Origin of the sequence: Nostoc sp. TCL240-02 (assembly GCF_013343235.1) — a bacterium.
In the GTDB taxonomy this organism is placed as follows: Bacteria; Cyanobacteriota; Cyanobacteriia; order Cyanobacteriales; family Nostocaceae; genus Nostoc.
This window is the reverse complement of the sequence record NZ_CP040094.1, coordinates 1,145,131-1,163,707: the sequence shown is the minus strand read 5'-3', so window position 1 is coordinate 1,163,707 and position 18,577 is coordinate 1,145,131. Positions and strand designations below refer to the sequence as shown.

Annotated in this window: 18 protein-coding genes; 14 read left to right on the top strand and 4 right to left on the bottom strand. The window is 43.4% G+C overall.

The annotated features are described in order from the left end of the window. Positions 1-16: 16 nt before the first annotated feature. Positions 17-1,114: a DJ-1/PfpI/YhbO family deglycase/protease gene (locus tag FBB35_RS05205; RefSeq protein ID WP_174708771.1), complete on the bottom strand. Its 1,098-nt coding sequence runs from the start codon at positions 1,112-1,114 to the stop codon at positions 17-19. 105 nt (positions 1,115-1,219) lie between these two features. After that, complete coding sequence (locus tag FBB35_RS05200) at positions 1,220-1,621, bottom strand: DUF2267 domain-containing protein (protein WP_174708770.1); 402 nt, start codon at positions 1,619-1,621, stop codon at positions 1,220-1,222. Between the two features lie 123 nt (positions 1,622-1,744). Here FBB35_RS05200 and FBB35_RS35355 point away from each other — a divergent pair, with 123 nt between their 5' ends. The 4 genes from FBB35_RS35355 (at position 1,745) to FBB35_RS05185 (ending at position 4,751) form a co-directional block, all read left to right on the top strand. Then, positions 1,745-1,867 carry a hypothetical protein gene (locus FBB35_RS35355; protein ID WP_265578510.1) on the top strand — a complete coding sequence of 41 codons (123 nt, stop codon included), beginning with the start codon at positions 1,745-1,747 and terminating at the stop codon, positions 1,865-1,867. Between the two features lie 115 nt (positions 1,868-1,982). Next, a complete protein-coding gene (locus tag FBB35_RS05195; RefSeq protein WP_174708769.1) occupies positions 1,983-2,381 on the top strand; it encodes a DUF6335 family protein in 399 nt (132 codons plus the stop codon). 514 nt (positions 2,382-2,895) lie between these two features. Continuing rightward, entirely contained in the window at positions 2,896-3,387 is a 492-nt protein-coding gene (locus FBB35_RS05190; RefSeq protein WP_174708768.1) for an orange carotenoid protein N-terminal domain-containing protein, read from the top strand. Positions 3,388-4,301: 914 nt separating this feature from the next. Continuing rightward, positions 4,302-4,751 carry an orange carotenoid protein N-terminal domain-containing protein gene (locus tag FBB35_RS05185; RefSeq protein ID WP_174708767.1) on the top strand — a complete coding sequence of 150 codons (450 nt, stop codon included), beginning with the start codon at positions 4,302-4,304 and terminating at the stop codon, positions 4,749-4,751. Between the two features lie 92 nt (positions 4,752-4,843). Here the strand turns inward: FBB35_RS05185 and shc are convergent, their stop codons facing one another. Further along, positions 4,844-6,775, bottom strand: coding sequence for a squalene--hopene cyclase (shc, locus tag FBB35_RS05180; protein WP_174708766.1), 1,932 nt, complete (start codon positions 6,773-6,775; stop codon positions 4,844-4,846). Between the two features lie 288 nt (positions 6,776-7,063). Between shc and FBB35_RS05175 the strand changes: the two genes are divergently transcribed. The 6 genes from FBB35_RS05175 to FBB35_RS05150 all read left to right on the top strand — a co-directional run bounded on the left by FBB35_RS05175 (position 7,064) and on the right by FBB35_RS05150 (position 14,384). Next, complete coding sequence (locus tag FBB35_RS05175) at positions 7,064-10,471, top strand: CHAT domain-containing protein (protein WP_254625971.1); 3,408 nt, start codon at positions 7,064-7,066, stop codon at positions 10,469-10,471. A gap of 34 nt (positions 10,472-10,505) precedes the next feature. Further along, positions 10,506-10,892, top strand: a complete 387-nt coding sequence (locus tag FBB35_RS05170) for a hypothetical protein (RefSeq protein ID WP_174708764.1) — start codon at positions 10,506-10,508, stop codon at positions 10,890-10,892. Between the two features lie 72 nt (positions 10,893-10,964). Next, positions 10,965-11,999 (top strand): hypothetical protein, encoded by a 1,035-nt coding sequence (locus tag FBB35_RS05165; protein ID WP_174708763.1) that lies wholly within the window; start codon positions 10,965-10,967, stop codon positions 11,997-11,999. 72 nt (positions 12,000-12,071) lie between these two features. Further along, on the top strand, positions 12,072-13,289 hold the full coding sequence (locus tag FBB35_RS05160; protein WP_174708762.1) for a glycosyltransferase: 1,218 nt from the start codon (positions 12,072-12,074) through the stop codon (positions 13,287-13,289). 58 nt (positions 13,290-13,347) lie between these two features. Continuing rightward, a complete protein-coding gene (locus FBB35_RS05155; RefSeq protein WP_174708761.1) occupies positions 13,348-13,584 on the top strand; it encodes a hypothetical protein in 237 nt (78 codons plus the stop codon). Further along, positions 13,581-14,384: a nucleotidyl transferase AbiEii/AbiGii toxin family protein gene (locus FBB35_RS05150; RefSeq protein ID WP_174708760.1), complete on the top strand. Its 804-nt coding sequence runs from the start codon at positions 13,581-13,583 to the stop codon at positions 14,382-14,384. The genes FBB35_RS05155 and FBB35_RS05150 overlap by 4 nt, the downstream gene beginning before the upstream one ends. A gap of 28 nt (positions 14,385-14,412) precedes the next feature. On the opposite strand, the gene FBB35_RS05145 is transcribed toward FBB35_RS05150, so the two are convergent. After that, a complete protein-coding gene (locus FBB35_RS05145; protein WP_174708759.1) occupies positions 14,413-14,763 on the bottom strand; it encodes a helix-turn-helix transcriptional regulator in 351 nt (116 codons plus the stop codon). Between the two features lie 80 nt (positions 14,764-14,843). On the opposite strand from FBB35_RS05145, the gene trxA reads away from it, so the two are divergent. From trxA to FBB35_RS05125, 4 genes are all read left to right on the top strand, one after another. After that, positions 14,844-15,167: a thioredoxin gene (trxA, locus tag FBB35_RS05140; protein ID WP_012412473.1), complete on the top strand. Its 324-nt coding sequence runs from the start codon at positions 14,844-14,846 to the stop codon at positions 15,165-15,167. 204 nt (positions 15,168-15,371) lie between these two features. Beyond that, positions 15,372-16,166, top strand: coding sequence for an SDR family NAD(P)-dependent oxidoreductase (locus FBB35_RS05135; protein ID WP_174708758.1), 795 nt, complete (start codon positions 15,372-15,374; stop codon positions 16,164-16,166). A 418-nt stretch (positions 16,167-16,584) separates the two neighbouring features. Further along, entirely contained in the window at positions 16,585-17,697 is a 1,113-nt protein-coding gene (locus tag FBB35_RS05130) for an alkene reductase (protein ID WP_174708757.1), read from the top strand. A gap of 167 nt (positions 17,698-17,864) precedes the next feature. Further along, positions 17,865-18,530, top strand: coding sequence for a nitroreductase family protein (locus tag FBB35_RS05125; protein WP_174708756.1), 666 nt, complete (start codon positions 17,865-17,867; stop codon positions 18,528-18,530). The last annotated feature ends 47 nt before the right edge of the window (positions 18,531-18,577 follow it).

The following is an 18,577-nucleotide window of genomic DNA, read 5'->3' as shown; positions in this document are numbered from 1 at the left end:
GTCTTGTAATTACGAATTACATTGACACTGCCGCGCCTGTAGTCGGTTTAGGAGCCTGAATATTAACACCTATCCGCGCCCGATACAGTTCTACTAATCGCTGTTCATATCTCAATAAATCGTGATAAATTTCTTTGAAAATAGCAGTTGCTACCGGGTCAGTGAACATTGCAGACAAATTACCAATATCGCCAATACCAGTTTGCACATCACCTAAAGCAGAACGTAACTGATATATGTCATCACTTCCTGTAAAGGCAGTTTTTACCTTGGCATACTGATTAGCAATATTTGCTCCTAAAGAGGGTTTTTCGCCCAAATGATGAATATAGGTTTCTAGCTTTTGAATATGGCGCTGTTTATTTGCAATTATTTCTTCAAAGACTGAGTTGACTTCCCTATCTGATTCTTTTTCCAAATATTTCTCAAATGCTTCTAACGAATAACGCTCACCAGCAAGGGCATTATTTAAACCTCTGGTAATATCACCTTTAGTTGAGCCACCCCAAGCATCAGCTAGCTTCCACCATTCAGCACTTGTGTCTTTCTCATTTGGTAATGCAGCATCTTTGCCACCATAACCCAAACGGCTTAAAATAGCTGTGGTAAAAATTGGTAAGTCTCCAGGTTCACGAGATGTAATCAAATTCCCGTCAACTACCACTGCTTCATCTAGATAATTTGCGCCAGCGTTAATCATATCCTTGGCAATAGCAATAAAACCAGTGGCTTGTTTACCTTTGAGCAAGTCGCCTTCAATTAAAACTTGTGGCCCGTGGCAAACCGCAGCGACTAGTTTTCCTTGTTGTGTGGCATCTTCGACAAAGCGGACTGTGTTGATGTTGCGCCGCATTCTGTCGGGAGCCATCCCACCAGGAATTATCACCGCATCGAATTGGGCTGCGATCGCTTCTGTTGTAGTACCATCAGCTTGGATACTAAGTTTGCCGCGTTTACCCTTATATTTTTCATTCATTCTGGAACCAAGGACTACTACCTCTATTCCAGCTTGTTTTAGTCCGTTATAAGGAACTGTAAATTCTGCATCCTCTACTGCCTGTTCAATAAGGATGGCAACTTTTTTCTTCCCGGAATGATTGTTATGGTCAGTCATAGATTATATTACCTGTTTATTTCTAGTATTTAACTAGCTACAATATTGAGCAATTAGGAAAGTTAGAAATCCTGAATTTTGAACTGGATTTTTTTGAATCACCTATTATGCAGGTACTTCACCTGTTGGTGAAATAGCAAATAGTTCTTCATAATCGTGAGAGAAATAGGCGTGAAGTGCAGCAAACTTTTCTGGGCTAATAGCATTTTGCAATACAGCAAATACAGCCCGCACATGAATTGCAGTAGTCGTTGGTTCGATGTTTTCTTTTTGGCTTGCACGAGCGATAAATTCCTGCAAGTTAAAGGATTGAACACTATCTCCTTCTCTGCCTCGCAAATAATTGCCTAGTTGTGGAGGCAAATTTTTAGCTATTTCTTCTGCTTCATCACCTGCTATCCGTTCTTTTAGAGTTTCTAGTGTGGCACGGGTAGCACGTTCTGCTTCTTCACGAGAATCTGATTGGGCAAGGCTTTGTACATGTGTAATGAATTCGTTGTATTCCACTGTCTACCTCCGCTTCCCAAAATTCTTGAATGTTTTGTTATTTAGCATTCAGGTAGTTAAAAGCATTAGTCTAAAATTAAAATGGAGAAAATTCTTATTCTTCCTATTAATAAAAAAATAGTTATGAGTGAAAAGTGGGCTACTGAATTATTTCGGTTTGACAAATTTTCACTCATAGCTAAAAACTTCAACTACAAGTTGCTTGACCATGATTTCATAATTCCAATGGTATGGTGCGATCGCTAGTTTAGCTTCGTACTAAGGGGATAGATTCTTTTATTTCTAAAGCTATACATCTCTAGTAAGATAACTTCGTGACAGGAAAACGTTATTGTGAGAATGCAGAAAAAAGGCTAGTATCATGGCAGAAAAAAATCATAATGACGAAATTCAAACCAATGATTTGCCACAGGAAATTACCGAATCCTATGGCACTGGTGTGAAAGAGTTGCCAGGATACAATATTGGTGGTAGCTCAATTAGAGAAGAAAGACGTGAGTATACAGAAACTAGTCCTGAACTCACTGGTGGTGATGTTGATGCTTACTGGCAAGATGCAGATGCAGTTGGGGATGAAGCTGTTGGTGGTAGTACTGCAACTCCCAATAAGAATGTAACCGAGGAGCTAGAAGCGGCAGTAGGGCTAGAAATGGCTGATTCTGAGTTTCTGCATACCAATGATATTTTAGAGGATCGTGATGGCGATCGCTGGGAGTTAGATCCAAAGTCTTCTGAAGATTATCAAGAGCGGGGAGAATAATGCTTAATAAAACCACAAGCCTTATTCCTACTGTGAATTCACAAATTTGATGTGGCTAAATTGGACAGTGCTTTTCTAAGCACTGTCACAACAAAACTAATCATCTATCTATCGAAATATATCTCGAAAATCTCTCAATTTGGCAGCATTGAAATTGCCAAGTTTTTACATTGCCTTTCCAAGCACTATTTTAGATTTTGATATAGCAATCCGCTTTGATTTATGTTTCGTGCAACATGGCGTAGACATAATTATTTGCTTATGAGGCAATGGGCAAGAAGTTTATTTGAGTTGGATTGAATGTTTTCAGAAATCAAATATGAATTTTATATTGCATTTGCATCTAAGTTTAATTCTTCTTTCTAAAGTGAGACTATACTTTCCCCGATTTATGTTTTGTTTATAATTATTCTTCTTTCTGATTTTAATACCTATGTCTTCAGTAGGGTAAAACGTTAAATGTATATTTGATACCTTTACTAATAGCACTGATAAATTGCAATTGGAGTTCATAATGACATACACACAAACTAGCGATCCAACTATTCGCGAACATGTTCAGGCTTGGCAAAAATTGGATGTGGATCAACAACTAGCATTGTTCTGGTTCATTTACAAAGAAATGGGTGGTTCAATTACGCCAGCTGCTCCTGGTGCTAGCACTGTTTCGCCAGAAATCGCAGAAGGTTTGTTTAATCAAGTTAAGGAATTAACTCACGAACAACAATTACAAGTTCAGCGTGACTTGATTAATAAAGTAGATACCCAAATTTCTCGTGAATATGGTTCTTTGGGTGATACTACCAAACTACTATTTTGGTATCGATTATCTCAAGGTATGGATAATGGTACTATCATTCCTGTACCTTCTGACTATGAACTACCTTCAGAATCTAAAGCGTTGTTTGGTAGAATTCAAGGATTAGCCTTTGAGCAACAGATTACTCTTTTCCGTGATTATGTGTCGCCAATGGGTGCTGAAGCAAAAGCAGGTGCTGAAATTTAGCACTTTTTAACTTTTTAGGCTGCTTGAGGTTATCTATTTAGCCTCTAAATGAGGATAAGATGGTTCTTATAGCAAGTTGATTTACTTGCCAAGTCCTGTATAAGCATCTATCTATACCTCTCTTCTTAAAGTTTTTATTATATCCGCCAGTCGCTTAATATAAATTTAAATTTTGATTACTGGCGGTTTCATTTTTTCTTGATAAATAAACACAGAGTAAAAATAAAATTCTTACCCTGTGAGCATTTCTTTTATGAGGTCAGTTGCACCCTACAGTCCTAACGCCCTTTGTTTTGTACTCAATATATTAAAAGTAATTATATTTGAATTAATCTGTCTTGTGGTTGGTTTAAATATGCTTTTTTTATATTAAGGCCTGTCTGTTTATAGTTTTTTATCTAAAATGAAATACTTAAAATTAATGGAGATATCAACATGGATAATTCAATTTTTTACATCGGAGATTTAATGAGTCTTTTCATATCTTATACCAAATTACATCTATGATAAACACAAAAATGTAACTAATTTACCATTAGCTGTTATGGCTGATAAAGATATTAATTGATGAAAGCCATACGTCTCAGATTTTAAAGGTTTAAATAGAGGCGATTGCTAAACATTCTTCAAAGCTATTTAATACTTGACTTATAATACAACACCGAGTAACAGAAGAGATATATTGATAACAAAAACTCCGGCGATTTTAAGTAGTAATAATAGCGGATCACACGTAAATTTGTAGCTATTTGCTTAACTAAAATTGTTAGCGACAGAAGAGGCTTACCAAAATTAAATCATCTTCCGTATTTCTGTTGATTAGTAAAGCCATAGTCTAACTGGTTCCAAGCAAAATTATAATTTTCACTTAAAAATTTTGAGTTAATTAAGTAGTTAATTACTTTGAGGTGCTTATGACTTCTACAAACGTCAACTTTTTAGAACAAAGTGTATCAAAATTTCAGCGTTTGGATGCAGACGATCGCTTGACTGTCTTAGCCTTACTTTATACTGAAATTTGTGATGAAATTCCGTCGCTCTGTCTCAATAATGTACCAAATGAAAACACTGCGAATTTAGTTGCACAAATTCAAAACCTGCCACAGGCGGAACAGTTGTTTGCTTTGCGCCAGTTGCTAAACAAAGATGAAGTAGCAGAAACAGCAATTCTTACTGAAGAGTACGCTTCAATGAACGCTGATGATAAATTGGGTTTTTGGTATCAATTAGCCCAAAACTTGGGAACTTCTATCATCGGCATACCAGATGACTATATACCTTCTGAAAAAGCTATAGAAGTAGTAGATTTACTTCACACGCCAAACATCGAAGATTTAGTGGCTTTCTTCAAGCGGGTGCTGTAGTTCGACGGTTCAAATAAAAAGACCTCTACCTGGTTTTACTATACAAAATCTGTCCCTTTCCAACCCAGAGAGGGACAGACTTAAACTTTAGTTCAAGACAGGGAGAGGTTTGTCAAACCCATAACTGCTTGATAACGACCTAGCGCGATTAAAGGAAAGTATTGTTGATACAGATGATATTTGAGATAGAAATGGCAAGGAAATCCAGTCCCTGTAAAGTCTGCCTCAAACCAAGTACCATCAGGCTGTTGAGTTGCCATTAAATAGCCAATTCCTTGTTCAATAGCCTTAAAAGCTAATTTACCAGTTGCTTCACCTGCTGCCAAGATGCCAATTAAAGCCCAAGCGGTTTGAGATGCAGTACTATTTCCTTTTCCTTTGAGACTAGGATCATCATAGCTGCGACAAGTCTCACCCCAACCCCCATCTGGGTTTTGGCATTCCACTAACCAAGCTGCTCCCCGTTCTATACTGAGTTTATGCCTTTGAGGATCAATTAACGCCAAGGCTGATAAAACGCCACTCGTGCCGTAAATATAATTTACACCCCAACGACCAAACCAACAGCCTTCGATTTCTTGTTCGCGTAAAAGATAAGTTAGCGATCGCTCCAAATTATCACTATCAATTGACAAATCACAAGCACCAAGCATTTCTACGACTCTAGCCGTAACATCTGCGGTGTTTGGATCGATCATCGCTTTCAAGTCACCATAAGGAATAGAGTTGAGCCAATCTTGGTCATTGTCCAAATCAAAGGCAGCCCAACCGCCTAGTTTACATTGCATAGATGCAATCCAGTTTACTGCCCGTGCGATCGCAGCCTGCTTAATTTTTTCATTAGGGAGTTTAGCCAAATGTAGAGCCATCACCACCACCGCCGAGTCATCGACATCGGGATAAAACCGATTGTCAAACTCAAAAGCCCAAGCCCCTGGTTTTCCCTGGCGATTTTTGACAGCCCAATCTCCGTAATCCAAAATTTGTTTTTGTAATAACCATTCTCCAGCCTTTACCACAGCCGGATGATCTGGTGCAAAACCGGATTCTACCAAAGCACGCATTGCCCAAGCTGTATCCCAAACCGGTGAAACACAAGGCTGTACCCGATAGCTATTCTCGGTTTCAATGACAAAGTTATCAATTGCTTGCAAACCTCTTTCCACAATCGGATCGCTGCGGTCATAATCCAGACAGCGCAAAGCCAGCATTGAATTCAGCATCGCCGGAATAATGCCACCCCAGTCGCCTGTCGCTTCTTGCCGTTCTAAAATCCATTTTTCGGCGGCTTTGATGCCTTCTTCGCGGAAGGGGACTAAATTCAGGCTTTCTGCCAACTTGAATCCTTGATCGAGGGTGAGAAATAAATCTGTCCAATCGCCACTTCGGGGTAATTCCCACCGGACTCGATCAACACCTTCAACATATAGCTCATCTAGGTTGATAGCTGAGTCAGAGAGAAAAATCGGTTTGCGATCGCATACAATCAGTAATGGTACTGTGCTGGAACGTGCCCAGCTAGACATCTCGTAGATATTGACAGGGAAAGCTTTTGGCAACAGCATCACCCAAGCTGGTAGCGAGGGAATACCGCGCCAGTTGTAGCAGCCAATCAAGGCTAGGTGCAACTTGGTAAAAATTCGAGTTTTGCTGATACCACCCCGTTGGAGAATAAAAGCTTGCGCCCGAATCATTGCCGGATCGTTTGCTGGTACACCTAGCAGCCTCAGCGCCATGTAGGCTTCAACCGAAGTGCTAAGTTCTCCGCCATCACCATAATAAAGTTCCCAGCCGCCATGCTGCCGTTGCTCTTGACGCAGATATGCTTCAACTTTGTGTAAAGGTCTGGTTTGGTCTGTTCCCCAAATCTTATGTAAAAGGACGGCTTCAGAAGTGATGGTGACATTAGATTCTAATTCTGCCCACCAGTAACCTGCCGAATTTTGAATCGAAAGCAGATATTCTTGACTGGCTGCGATCGCATCTGCAATTTGATTGACTTTTACCCTGTCTTGTGTTTGCATCAAATACTATTTAACCTCAACACCCAACAAATAATTCGTAATTCGTAATTAGAATACGATGAAAAATATTTTCCTTTATCAGTAGACATAGTATTGTGTCTGAGTCACGGAGAATTTGCAATAGGTTGGGCTGTATGGATGTGTAGCAAAAGCTTTCAGGAAAAGGTGATCGTCGTTTTGTAGTGTTTTTTGTAAGGGCACAGAGAGCGATCGCACTCACTAAATTTAAATATTAGGGCAAGAATCGCAGTCAATTCCCAATCTTTGACCTTTAGGAAACCTCTGGTGATGGATAAACAAGGGATGCAGGCTTATGTGAAGCTGATTAAGCAGCTTTTAGGTTGTGCAACACAGTGGCTCTTGGGGCTGGCAGGACATTTTGTAGCGGCTGTTCTCTTGGACTATAACCTCGAACAAGCCATTGCTGCTTATCAATTCGCGCTGCAAGTATATACCCATGAAGCCTTTCGCGAACTGTGGGCATTAACCCAGTATCAACTGGCAGTTGCCTACGGCAAGCGCATCAAAGGGGAGAGTATTGATAACGTCGAACTAGCGATTAGTGCTTATGAACTCGCACTGCAAGTTTATACCCGTGAAGCCTTTCCCCAACAGTGGGCTATGACTCAGAATAATCTGGCAGTTGACTACCTTTATCGCATCAAAGGAGAGAGGGCTGATAATCTCGAATTAGCCATCGCCGCCTGTGAACTCGCGCTGCAAGTTTATACCCGTAAAGCCTTTCCCCAAGATTGGGCACGGACCCAGAATAATTTGGCAAATGCCTACAGGGAGCGTATCAAAGGAGAGAGGGCTGATAATCTCGAATTAGCCATCGCCGCCTGTGAACTCGCGCTGCAAGTTTATACCCGTAAAGCCTTTCCCCAAGATTGGGCACGGACCCAGAATAATTTGGCAAATGCATACCTTTACCGTATAAAAGGGGGGAAGGCTGATAATCTTGAACAAGCAATTAGCGCCCATAAACTCGCGCTGCAAGTTTATACCCGTGAAGCCTTTCCACAAGATTGGGCACAGACCCAGAATAATTTGGCAAATGCCTACAGAGAGCGCATCAAAGGGGTGAAGGCTGATAATCTCGAATTAGCCATCGCTGCCTGTGAACTCGCGCTGGAAGTTTATACTCGTGAAACCTTTCCTCAAAGTTGGGCACAGACCCAGAATAGTCTGGCAAATGCCTACCTTTACCGTATTAAAGGAGAGAAGGCTGATAACCTCGAACTAGCAGTTAGCACCTATAAACTTGTGCTGCAAGTTTATACCCATGAAGCATTTCCCCAAAATTGGGCATTGACCCAGAATAATCTGGCAATTGCCTACAGGGAGCGTATCAAAGGAGAAAGGGCTGATAACCTTGATCTAGCGGTTAGCGCCTATGAACTCGCCCTGCAAGTCAGAACCTGTGAAGCCTTTCCCCAAGATTGGGCACAGACCCATAATAATCTGGCAATTGCCTACCTTTACCGTGTAAAAGGGGACAGGGCTGATAACATCGAACTAGCTATCGCTGCCTGTGAACTCGCCCTACAAGTTTATACCCATGAAGCCTTTCCCCAAGATTGGGCACACACACAGAATGATCTGGCAATCGCCTACAGGAATCGTATAAAAGGGGACAGGGCTGATAACATCGAACTAGCTATCGCTGCCTGTGAACTTGCCCTACAAGTTTATACCCGTGGAGCCTTTCCCCAAGATTGGGCACAGACCCATAATAATCTAGCAAATGCCTACCTTTACCGTATCAAAGGGGAGAAGGCTGATAACCTCGAATTAGCGATTAGCGCCTATGAACTTGCGCTGCAAGTCAGAACCCGTGAAGCTTTTCCCCAAGATTGGGCACAGACCCGTAATAATCTGGCAGTAGCCTACAGCCTCCGCATCAAAGGGGAGCGGGCTGATAACCTTGAACAGGCGATCACTGCCTATGAACTCGCCCTACAAGTTTATACCCATGAAGCATTTCCCAAGGACTGCCAAATGACTGCGCGCAACCTCGGCATCCTTTACTTTGAGCAACAAACCTGGGTAAAAGCCGCTAGTGCATACACCAAAGCCCTTGAAGCAGGCGAAATCCTCTACCAATCAGCCATCTTGCTTGATGGCAAAGCTGCCGAACTTGCCGAAATTAATGATTTGCCGCGCCTCGCTGCTTATGCCCTTGCCCGTAGTGGCGACCTGCAAGCGGCTGTCCTCACTCTAGAACAAGGTCGCGCCCGTGGACTCAGTGAAAGCCTAGATCGAGACAGAGCAGACCTCACCCAACTTCAGCAACTCGCCCCCAGTCTTTATACTCAATACGCAAATACCACCATCCAACTCCGCAACCTCGAAACCCAACAACGTCTGCGGATGACCTCAGATGATCGCCATAGTCTCACCCCCGAAGTCCTCCGCACCGAAGCCCTTCAACTGCGCCAAACCCTGACGGAAATTATTGACCAGATCCACCAAGTTCCTGGCTATGAAGACTTCTTGGCTCAACCCAGCTTCGATGACATTTACCAAGCTCTCCGCCCTAGCGTTCCCCTTGTCTACCTCGTCCCTACTTCTGCCGGAAGCTTTGCTCTCATTGTCACTCAAGACTGCATTACCAATATTTGGTTTGATGACTTTACTGAAGCTAATCTGCGAGAGTTGCTGTATGGTCGCGCCGATGATTCCAATCTAGGTGGATGGTTGGGAGCATACAGGCAACCTCAATCCAACCACCAAGCATGGCTAGACGCGATAGACCAAGGCACTCGCCAACTCTGGGAACCCGTGATGTCACCCCTAATCAACCACCTCCAGCAGCGCAATTTTCAGCAAGCGACCCTCATTCCCACGGGAATCCTCAGCTTGCTTCCTCTCCACGCGGCCTGGGTTGAAGATTCTACCACTCCCACTGGCAGGTACTACGCCCTGGATGCCATCCACTTTACCTATGCCCCCAACGCCCGATCGCTCTCAACGGCTCAGGAAATTGCTCAAAGGACTTTCGCAGATTCGATACTAGCAATTGATGAACCCAAACATGATGGCGCTAAACCCTTACCTAACTCAACACGAGAAGTTAAAGTTGCTGTTACGACTTTCCAAAATCCCAACATTCTCCGTCAAGAACAAGCAACCAGAGAGGCCGTTCTCGCTGCATTACCCCATTACAAAATTTTGCACTGTTCCTGCCACGGCAACGCTGAACTGGAAGAACCCCTCAAAAGTGGTCTTGCAATGACAGGTGAAGGTGAAAAAGCCATCCTTACTCTGCGTGACCTCCTCAACCTCAAACTGGTGGAAAATAACCAGGGTGGTATCCGCCTCGCTATTCTCTCCGCTTGCGAAACTGCATTGGCAGGGATTGAACTGGCGGATGAAGCCATCAGCCTACCCACAGGCTTACTTCAGGCAGGTGTTGCCGGAGTCGTCGCTTCCCTCTGGTCGGTCTCCGAGATTAGTACAATGGTTCTACTAACTCGGTTTTACACACTTTGGCGTGACCAGCACTTAGAGCCATCAAAAGCTTTAATCACAGCCCAAAAATGGCTCCGGGATGCCGAGCCGCGTGATATAGTTGCTCACTGTGAAACATTTATTCCCGAACTCGCATCCAAAAAAGGGGATTTATATCGATCGCTGAAATATGATTACTCCCATCCCTACTACTGGGCAGCCTTCAGCTACACCGGAGTTTAAAAATTATTCCCACCTGTTATTTATTCAAGCGACCATGACTGATAATCTCTCAATTTTAGAAACTGCTCTGGCTATTCGTCCCCACCTCTCCCAATTACTGGGCACTGAAGAAGCAGGCGAACAAATGCGTCAAGAACTTGACCAACTCCTAAAACAGGCTCAAGCTGGAGAAGCCATCGAGGATTCCATCTGGGAGTTACTGACGGACACCAGAGCCACTCGCAACTGGGTAACGCAATTCCAGCAAACGAATGCAACTCAAAAAGGATTAAATCCACTAGCTGGTGATATATCTCCAATTTCTGCACGCGAATTTAAATGTCCTCAGTGCGACTACACTTGGTCACGCGATCGCATTGGTCGCCCCACGCCCCTGTGCCCCAATCACCCTAATCAGAACGTTCCCCTCGAACCCGCTTAACCATAACGATTGGTAAACTCTTCAGTTGGCTAACCGAATAGCCTCAGCTCTATCAACTCTCTCGGTAACACCATGTCCGCAAAATTCCTAGAAAGCTTTGGCAGCAAACTCGCCGAACAATGGGTTGCCACCCTGCTCACCCCTGCCTTTGTCTTTTGGGCAGGGGGAGCCACCGCAGGACTACAGCGCTTCGGCTGGGAACCTGCTAGCACTTGGTTCAGTCAACGAGGTGAGCCATTACAAATCGCCCTCCTCGTCGGGGTTTTCTGCCTGATTATCGCCTCAGCCTTCGTGGTGCAACGCTTCGATTTGCCTGTGCTGCGCTTTCTGGAAGGCTACTGGTCTCGCTGCCTGCTTCCTTTACGTCGTTGCTTGATTGCTAGAGAAACAAAACACAGTCAACGGATTAGCGATCGCTGGCAAACACTTAAACGACTCGATAAGCAATCTCAGAAATTTGCAACCCTTAACTTCTTGCAACTTCCAGAAGATCAGCAAAAAAAAGAAGTCATATACTTTATCTTGCAGCAACATAATCAACTACATTCCAACGAAAAACGATTGCAGAAACTCACCAACCAGGGTCTAAAACAACGCTTAGATAAATTATGCTCTGAAATAAAGGATGAACTGATCCAACTTGACTGGGAGCAACACCACCGACCCCTAGACAACCAACTCATGCCCACTCGTCTGGGCAACATCCTCCGTGCTGCTGAACAGCGCCCCTTGGAAAAATATGGATTAGATGCGATCGTCTGCTGGTCACGCCTGTGGCTTCTCCTTTCTGATGCTGTCAAAAAAGACCTGCAAGAAGCCCGCGCCGACCTCAACACCGCCGTCCGCATCTGGCTGTGGAGTCTGCTATTTATCGTTTGGACAATTTGGGTCTGGTGGGCTGCTCCTGTGGGCATCATCTGTGCCATTTTTGCTTATTACTACTGGGCTATTGATGCCGCCAGAAACTATGGTGAATTGATCGATGCCACCTTTGATCTGCACCGCCATCTACTCTATCAATCTCTGCGTTGGTATTTGCCCCCCGAACCAGACAAAGAACGTCTTGCGGGAAAGAGCCTGACCGAATACTTATGGCGGGGTTTTTGATTTCAGATATAAGCGATCGCCTATACCAGGGTAAAGTGATTTTGGATTCTGTACAGAGAGATAGCGGCGGTCATGGGTGTAATTTTATTAGGATTGATGCTCTTATCCTTGACAATTTGGTTGGGATTACTGTGTTTTTGGGGACAGTTTTGGCGGACAGACCAGCAATTAGAGGTTACAGAAACTCAGCTACAATCTTTACCTGTGGTTTGTGTCGTCGTTCCAGCGCGTAACGAAGCTGAGTTCATCCCAACTAGCTTGCGATCGCTCCTACTCCAAGATTATCCTGGTTCTTTCAACGTGTTCTTAGTAGACGATCGCAGCACAGACCGGACAGCAAATTTCGCCGAAGGGGTTGCACACGCTGTAGGTAAACCCCAGCAATTGCATATTATTTCAGGTGAATCACTGCCTGCTGGTTGGTCGGGCAAACTTTGGGCTGTTGAGCAAGGTATAAAGAGCGCCAGTAAATTCACACCTGATTATTTTTTCCTGACCGACGCAGATATCGAACATGATCCTGGTAATCTTCGCCGACTCGTTGCAAAAGCTGTCCAAGAAGATTTAGACTTGGTTTCGGTAATGGTGCGACTTAGGTGTGAAAGCTTTTGGGAAAAACTTTTGATTCCGGCTTTCGTCTTTTTCTTCCAAAAACTCTATCCCTTTCGCTGGGTTAATAATCCCAACAATCCCACAGCAGGAGCAGCTGGGGGATCTATTCTGATCGCCCGTGAAGCTTTAGAGCGAATTGGAGGCATTCAAGTGATTCGCCAAGCTTTAATCGACGATTGTGCCCTAGCTCAGGTTGTTAAAAGAGGGACTGGAGACTGGGGACTGGAGACTAGGGAAGAGTTTTCCCAATCCCCAGTTCCCACTAAAGGACGTATCTGGCTAGGATTGAGTAGCTTGACTCGGAGTCTGCGTCCCTATGACTCGCTGGCGACGATTTGGGATATGGTTGCTCGTACTGCCTATACCCAACTAAACTATTCTCAATTACTACTATTAGGCACTTTAGTAGGAATGCCTCTGATTTATCTAGTTCCACCTATATGTGTAATTCTAGGTGCAGTTTGGAGCAATTGGGCGATCGCACTTATGGGTTTATTGGGATGGCTGTTGATGAGTTTCGCTTACTACCCGACAATCCGCTTTTATAAATGTTCTCCCTGGTTAGCCTTTAGTTTACCTGCGATCGCGTTTCTCTATACCCTGATGACTTTAGACTCAGCACTGCGTCACTGGCAAGGACGCGGCGGCGCTTGGAAAGGAAGAGTTTACCCCAGTTAGGATAATTTATAATTGGGATAAAATTGAAGTAAGCCGACAGTGATTGATTAAAAGAATTATGACAACCGCAACACCAAAAAATAATCCTGTTATTGTCCCTAAAAAGCTGCCTTTTTTGGAATCAATTTGTTGGCAAACTGCGGATGTATATCGGTTTACTTTAGAAGAAATGCTGAGTCGCTACGAGCGTGGCTGGCAATATCGCAACCTATTTAATAATCTTGAGGGTGAAGAACTAAATTTTCTTCAGGAACTCGCTAGACGGTATAAATCCTGGTTACAAGTTTGTTTATGACTTCCAGGTTTGAACACCATAATAAAATTCTCACAGTTCTTGAATGCTTAGATACTGACATACTTAGGAAGGGTTCTGCTTACTTCGGCTTCACTCAGTACAAGTACTTCGGTGGCGGAACCCTTCTTGCATTTGAGTTTGAAGAATATCGCTGGAGTAAGGATGTTGATTTTATTTCTCCAGTTGGTACAGAAGGCTATAAATATTTACGTACAGTGGTATTTGAGGGTGGACATGAAGCATTATTTCGTGATTTAAGTAAAATCCAAGTTGGACGTAGTACAACTGACCAATATGGAATTCGGATGATAGTTTTTGTAGATGATGTGCCGATTAAAACGGAAATTATTGCCGAAACTCGTTTTCAACTAGATCCACCAAGATATCTAAACTGGTCAGTTGTTCCCTGCTTAAGCTTCAATGACTGTTTTACCTCTAAGCTGCTGCCAAATTCTGACCGTTACGCGGATGACAGTGTTGAAGCAAGAGATTTAATCGATTTAGCAATTCTCAGGCTGCAATCTCCAATTCCTCAAGCATCAATTGAGAAGGCTGAAAAAGCATATCAGGTTATGCGCCCTTTGGAAAGAGCGATCGCACTATTCCAAGAAAGACCAGATTACAGAGAGAAATGCTTTCTTAGCCTGCAAGTAGATCGAATTCAGATACCCAAAATTATCGATGGGATTGATTTACTCTCTACAGATTTAGGTTTATCTTATACTCCAAGGACTTTTCGAGAACAACATGATATCTTTGCTGATTTAGAAACACAAATTCAAAAACAAGAAAATTCTTAAACAGATAGCGATCGCCCATTCCCCATTCCTAAATCCTTGAAACCGTTTGTTTATCACTCGCAGGGTTAACAGGCAATGGTTGAGCCGCTTTCAATACCGCATCCAGTAACCCTGGAAACAGCATCTCTAAATCTTCACGCCGCAGAATATTAATGTGATGTGTCCCTTCTTTACGTGTAAAGATTATCCCCGACTCCCGCAAAATCTTAAAATGATTGGACATCGTAGACTTAGCGATCGCAAAATCAAACTGGGCACAGCATTGTTCCCCCTCTGTCGCCAACAGCCGCACAATCTCTAGCCGCACTGGATCGCCCAATGCATACAGCACTCCCGGTAAAGAAATATTTTTTCTATCTGGATGATAAAGAAATCTCATAGTTGCATTATCTCATCAAGTGGCATATATTTTGATTATTCGATATTATCGAATTATAGAATTAACTAGGAAGGCAATTTATGTCATCCATTACAAATGTCACAGAAGCCACATTCAAGCAAGAAGTCTTGGAAAGTGAGATTCCGGTCTTAGTAGACTTTTGGGCCCCGTGGTGCGGCCCTTGCCGGATGGTAGGCCCAGTGGTCGATGAAGTTGCTGCGGAATACGAAGGACAGGTGAAATTTGTGAAGCTGAACACAGATCAGAATCCTACTGTCGCTAGCCATTATGGAATTCGCAGCATTCCGACGCTGATGGTTTTTAAAGGAGGTCGCCAGGTCGATACTGTCGTAGGGGCAGTTCCAAAAACTACCTTGAATAAAACCTTAGCACAGCATCTTTAATCTAAGCTAAGGGAATTGGGCATTGGGTATGGGGCATGGGGCACAAGAAAGAAGCAGAGGGGCAGAAGGCATAGGGGCAGAGGGGAAAAACTTACTGTAACTTCCTTCTCCCCTGCTTCCCCTGCCTCCCCTTGCCCCTCTGCTCCCCAGTCCCCAGTCACCAATCCCAGGGCATTCTGTTTCAACTAATGGGGAAAGAGCAAAATGGACTTGAAATTGCATGGTAAATCGGCGTTGGTGAGTGGTTCAACCGCAGGTATTGGTTTGGCTAGCGCCCAAGCGTTAGCTCAAGAAGGTGCATCAGTAATTGTCAATGGTCGATCTGAGGAAAGAGTAGCCCAAGCGATCGCTAAAATTCAACAAAGTACACCTGAAGCGAAAGTTTCTGGTGTTGTTGCTGACACAAGTACTGCATCAGGGGTAGAGGAACTCTTTCAAAAAGTTCCTCACGTTGATATCCTGATTAATAATGTGGGTATTTATGAGCCAAAAACCTTCTTTGATATTACAGATGAAGACTGGTTAAACATATTTCAGGTTAACGTTCTCAGTGGAGTCCGTTTGAGTCGGCAATATCTGCAAAAGCAGCTAGAGCAAAACTGGGGGCGGATAATCTTTATCTCCAGCGAATCTGCGATTCAGATCCCAGTGGAAATGATTCACTATGGCACAACTAAGACAGCGCAGCTTGCTATTGCACGAGGTCTAGCAGAAATGACTGTCGGAACTGGAGTTACTGTAAACTCTGTCCTCCCCGGGCCAACCCGCTCAGAAGGAGTTGAAGAGTTTATTATCAACCTGGCGCAGGAACGTGGGATTAGTCCAGCAGAAGTTGAGACTGAGTTTTTTCAAAATGTGCGTCCAAGTTCCCTAATCAAACGCTTTGCAACTAATGAAGAAGTAGCAGCGATCGTAGTTTATCTTTCTAGCCCTATAGCTTCAGCAACTAATGGTGCAGCTTTGCGGGTAGATGGTGGTGTTATTCGGTCGATTGTTTAGTGAATGAACTGCACACAAAGTTGGGTATTGGAAAGACTTTTTTCTTGTTTTCAAGACTATTTCTTTTTAGAAATAAACTGCCCATAACTAAAGTTTTTGAGTACCTTAAAACGGACAATAACCTTTTCTTAGTGGTCTTTAGAGACTTTTGCTATTAGACTGAGAATTTATCGAGGAAGACACGAGGTAGGCTAAATGAGAATAGCATAGCCCTGCCCTTATCTCCCAATACGGTTTGGTTAAGGCAAGAGACGCGATAAATCGCCGTCTCTATAAAGGACTGATTATTGTAAAGACGACGATTTATTGCGTCTTTGCAATCTAGGGCGTGTTATCAAAAAACCTTATCCGAATCGTATTGTCTTATCTCCCAGCTATGTGGTTCTGAACTTTGAATTTTGAATTGGAGCAAAATAACATGACTAGTAATATCAACTTATTCTCTTCTTACCAATTAGGTAATTTGGAACTCCCTAATCGGATTGTGATGGCACCCCTAACCCGAAACCGGGCAAGTGAGGGAAACGTACCATACGAACTTAATGCTACCTACTACGCTCAACGTGCTTCCGCCGGACTGATTATTTCTGAAGCAACACAGGTAACTCCTGAAGGACAGGGTTATCCTGCTACACCAGGAATTCATTCACCAGAACAAGTGGAAGGATGGAAGTTAATAACTGATGCCGTACATCAGGAGGGAGGAAGAATTTTCCTGCAACTATGGCACGTAGGCAGAATTTCCCATCCTGACTTACAACCAAATGGAGCTTTACCTGTAGCACCTTCTGCCATTACTCCTAAAGGTGAGGCATCAACTTATGAGGGGCCAAAACCCTATGTTACACCCCGTGCTTTAGAAACTTCAGAAATACCGCAGATAGTAGAACAGTACCGTCAGGGAGCGGCAAATGCTCTAGCGGCTGGGTTTGATGGGGTAGAAATTCACTCAGCTAATGGTTATTTAATAGATCAATTTCTCCGCGATCGCACCAATCAACGTACAGATAAATATGGGGGTTCCATTGAGAATCGCGCCCGATTCCTGTTGGAAGTGACAGAAGCAGTAATTAGTGTGTGGGATTCTAACCGAGTCGGGGTACGTTTCTCTCCCAGTGGGACTTTTAACGATATAGGTGACTCCAATCCCCTAGAGACATTCGGTTATGCAACTCAAGCGTTGAACCAGTTTAATTTGGCATATCTGCATATTTATGAAGCAACAGAGGCAGATATTAGACATGGGGGGATAATTGTACCCACCAGTCATATACGCGATCGCTTTACAGGTACACTCATCGTCAATGGTGGTTATACTCGTGAAAAAGGCGATGCAGTGCTAGCAAGCAAAGCAGCAGATTTAGTTGCCTTTGGCACATTATTTATATCAAATCCAGATTTACCCCGACGCTTGGCTTTAAATGCACCACTAAATGAAGCAAATCAAGCAACCTTTTATGGTGGCGGTGAACAAGGATATACAGACTATCCATTTTGGTCGGCTGCTAATGAGGCAGTAGCTAAGGCGTAGTGACGCTCGTTCCTCGCTACCGCTACGCTAACGTAATTCGTAATTCTGACTTTTGTTCGGAAACAAGGAATAATTTTTATTTTTGTTTCATGAATAAATAGATTCATTTGTATCCTAATTAGGAATTACGAATTATTTGGTCATAACTCAACTATCAGGAGAATCTCATGAGTTCCATCACCCAAACCATACCTTTAGACGTACCCAGTGCGATCGCTCAACGCCGTTCAATCAAAACTTTTAAAACAGACCCCATTACCCCAGAACTGCTCAAGCAACTGGTAGAGTTGACCGTGGCAGCGCCCAGCAGCTATAACATCCAAGACTGGCAAATTATTCTTGTGCAAGATGAGGCGCAAAAAGTAGCACTGTCAGCCGCATCTTTTAATCAACAGCAAATTATTCAAGCACCTGTTACCTTTGTTTTTGCTGCCGATCCTAATGCAACCGAACACAACTTGACTCCAATTATAAAGCAGGCAGCCGAAACTGGAGCATGGAATGAAGGTACAATAAACTATTTTAAAACCGCCATCCCGCAATTTCAAGCTACGTTAGGCGACAAGCGACGCGAATATGCGATCAAAGATGCCATTATTGCCGCTACCCATTTGGTATTAGCGGCAGAAAGTTTGGGATTATCCACTTGTTTTATGAACGGTTGGGTTGAGGATCAGGTAAAACAAGTGATTGGTGCTGGGGATAATCCAGATTTAGCGATCGCTGTTGTTGTTCCCGTGGGTTATGCAGCCGAACCACGCTTAAATCCAGGTCGTTTGCCATTCTCCCACAACGTCTCTGTGGATAGAATCGGTAACCCTTATGTAGGGTAGTTTTCTTTAAATTAGGAATTGGGAATTGGGAATTGAAAAGAGGCAGA